This is a genomic window from Streptomyces swartbergensis (assembly GCF_002148965.1).
In the GTDB taxonomy this organism is placed as follows: domain Bacteria; phylum Actinomycetota; class Actinomycetes; order Streptomycetales; family Streptomycetaceae; genus Streptomyces; species Streptomyces swartbergensis.
Window position 1 is genome coordinate 1 of sequence record NZ_NGFN01000595.1, and the last position, 2689, is coordinate 2689.

Annotated in this window: 2 protein-coding genes; one reads left to right on the top strand and one right to left on the bottom strand. The window is 72.5% G+C overall.

The window, feature by feature from the left end:
* Nucleotides 1–1040 (bottom strand): lytic transglycosylase domain-containing protein (locus tag CA983_RS42550; protein ID WP_143645784.1); only part of this gene is annotated, 1040 nt, incomplete at its 3' end.
* A gap of 317 nt (nt 1041–1357) precedes the next feature.
* On the opposite strand from CA983_RS42550, the gene CA983_RS42555 reads away from it, so the two are divergent.
* The gene (locus CA983_RS42555) at nt 1358–2245 is read left to right on the top strand and encodes a DUF4184 family protein (protein ID WP_086605980.1); all 888 of its coding nucleotides are present in this window, start codon (nt 1358–1360) and stop codon (nt 2243–2245) included.
* Nucleotides 2246–2689 lie beyond the last annotated feature (444 nt).

Consider the following 2689-nt stretch of genomic DNA (forward strand, 5'->3'; position numbering starts at 1 on the left):
GTGTCGGTGGGCGTGGGAGGCGTCGAGGGCGGCGGGGTCGGCGTTGCGGGAGGGGTCGGCGGCGGGGTCGTCGTACCACCGCCGGGAGTCCCTGGCTTGTCGGGCTTGCTGGGCTTGTCGGGCTTCTCCGGACGGGGGCTGGGCTTGGACTTCGAGCCTCCCGAAGCCGGCGTGCCCGGCGTGGAAGGTGAGGGGCTCGCCCCCGCCCCGTTGTCGCTGCGGTTGTCGGGCAGCGTGCCGGTGCCGTCGGGGATCTCGTGCGTGCCCTTGCGGTAGTACTCCAGCCACCGCATGACAAGGTTCAGGTACTCCCGCGAGTTGTTGTAGCTGAGGATCGCGCGGTCGAGGTCCTTCTGGTCGGACAGGTCCCAGCCGAAGCGGCAGAGGTAGTGGCCGGCGGCGAGCGCGGCGTCGTAGATGTTGTTGGGGTCCTTCTTGCCGTCGCCGTTGGCGTCGCGGCCCGCCCAGGCCCAGGTGGACGGGATGAACTGCATGGGGCCGACGGCCTGGTCGTATGTGCTGTTGCCGTCGTAGGCGCCGTTGTCGGTGTCCTTGATGAGGGCGAAGCCGTTGCCGTCGAGCTGCGGGCCGAGGATCGGCGAGATGGTGGTGCCCTCGGCATTGACACGGCCGCCGCGGGCCTGGCCCGACTCCACCCGACCGATGGCCGCGAGGAGTTGCCAGGGCAGGTTGCAGCCGGGCTTGGCGTCGCGCAGCGCGGACTCGGCCTTCTTGTACGCGTCGAGGACGGTCGCGGGGATGCCCGCCTCGGAGGTGCCGGGGGTGGTGGGCCCCGGCCCGGTGCTCGGTGACGGGCTCGGGCTGTTGAGCGGTGGCAGGTCCGTGTAGTACGGCGAGTTACCGGTGGCGCTGCCGTCGGAGGCACTCGCGTCGGGTGAGGGTGTGGCGTCCGCGGCGGTCTGTCTGCCGTGGTCGTTCACGCCCGGAGCCTGGGAGGCGGACAGGGCCGCGACCGCTACCGCGGCCACGGCGGTGGTTGCCGCCCCCTTGCGCAGCCTCCTGCCGAATTGCGCCGCCATAGAGTGAACCCCTCCCGTGGACGCCCGAGCGCCCGTCTCTGTCTGTCGCGCTCTTGTGTTGCGTACGCGTACTTCTGTTGCGTTCGCTCTGTTGTGACGATCGACCGGCCCGAGTGGTTGCCCTCCACAGGCCTGTCTCCTGTCACCGGCACGGTGACCCTGGCGACCCTACGACAACTTCCTTTGCTCGGGCACCCGTTCGTGCCCGTTTTTCACCAGTTGGTCATGTGGCGGGCGTGGTGGGCGGCAGGTGTTCGGCATCCCGCATACTGGGCCCTTCCCGATCACCCTGGCAACGACCGTCACGAGGAGCCGAGTTGCCGTTCACGCTGAGCCACGCGGCAGCCGTGCTGCCCGCCGTACGCACCGACGGCACCGGCCGGGGCCCGCTGGTGCCCGCCGTGCTCGTGGCGGGTTCCTTCGCGCCCGACATGACCTATTACGCGGCGAGTGTGGTGTCCGGGGCGATGGAGTTCGGTGACGTCACGCACTCGTTCCCGGGTGTGTTCACCGTCGATGTGCTCATCGCCTGGGCGCTGGTGGGGCTGTGGCTGCTGGTGCGCGAACCGCTGGTGGCGCTGCTGCCGCGGGCCCGGCAGGGGCGGGTTTCCGCGCTGGTGCGGTGCGGGGAGCCACGCGCGCGTGTGCGGCCGTTCCTGGTGCTGCGCTGGTACGGGTCGGCGGTGCTCGGCGCGTTGACGCACGTCGTGTGGGACGCGTTCACGCATCTCGACCGTTGGGGGATGCGGCTGTTTCCGGTACTGGGCCGGGAGGTGGCGGGCTCGCCGCTGTACTGGTATTTGCAGTACGGCGGTTCGGCGGTGGCCGCGGTCGTGATCGCCGGATTCCTGGTGCGGGCCGTGCGGCGGGCGCCTGCGCGCCTGCCGGTGGGGGTCCCGGCGCTGTCGGTGCGGGACCGGTGGCTGGCCGGTGCGGTGATCGGCGGTTTCGCGCTGGTGGGCGCGGTGCAGCGGGCGTCGCGGTGGTGGGCCTACTGGGGTTCGAGCGCGAAACCGTGGGAGATCATTCCGACGGTGTGCTTCGGAGCGGGTGCGGGTCTCGCCCCGGCGCTGCTGCTGTACGCCGTGGGGGTCAGGGTGTGGCGTCCGGTTCCGGCCCCGACCCCGACCCCGGCCCCGGACCCGGGCCCGGGCGGTCCTGGTCGCGTCGATGACGCGGAGCCGAGCCGGCCGGCCGCTCGCTGAGGGGCTCGGTGGTCGCGATGTACACGGTGATGGTGGTGTGCGCGGGGCGGGGCCGTGGGAGCAGGGTAAGGACGAGCGTCAGGTAGCTGCGGGCCAGGTCCGCCCAGGGGCGGCAGGTCCTGCCGGGGCGATCGGCGCTGCCCCGGTGCTGGGCCGTAGTGGCTGTGCCGCCGGTGAGACCGAGGATGGCGGCCACGTCGCCGGGGCCGGTGAGGCCTGTCGCAGCGGACACGTCGCCGGTGCCGGTRCGACCGGGTACGGCCATCACGTCACCGGCGCCGGTGCGACCGGTCGCGGCGGACACCTCGGCGCGCGTGGGACCGGTCGGCCGCCATCCGCGGGCCAGGCGCTGCCGGAGGTCCGCCGTCGTGTGGCGCAGGGCCGTGGTGACAGTGGCGGGGACGCGGATCGTGCTTGCGGCGGCGGCGAAGGGCGGGAGCGGCG